This window comes from Paenibacillus vini (genome assembly GCF_018403325.1).
In the GTDB taxonomy this organism is placed as follows: Bacteria; Bacillota; Bacilli; order Paenibacillales; family Paenibacillaceae; genus Fontibacillus; species Fontibacillus vini.
The window spans coordinates 1-208 of sequence record NZ_BOSL01000098.1; the positions used below are offsets into that span (position 1 = coordinate 1).

A 208-nucleotide genomic window follows, 5' to 3' on the forward strand; every position below is an offset into this window, starting at 1 on the left:
GTGCACCAGTTGTTCCGCCAGGAGCATAGCTGGGTAGCTACGTGCGGACGGGATAAGCGCTGAAAGCATCTAAGCGTGAAGCCCCCCTCAAGATGAGATTTCCCAACTAGTAAGACCCCTTGAAGACTACGAGGTTGATAGGCCTGAGGTGGAAGTGCAGCAATGTATGGAGCTGACAGGTACTAATCGGTCGAGGGCTTATCCAAAA

Annotated in this window: 1 rRNA gene; it reads left to right on the forward strand. The window is 52.4% G+C overall.

What is annotated here, in order from left to right:
• A 23S ribosomal RNA gene (locus KJS57_RS26330) occupies positions 1–206 on the forward strand; the annotation flags it as partial.
• Positions 207–208: the final 2 nt, after the last annotated feature.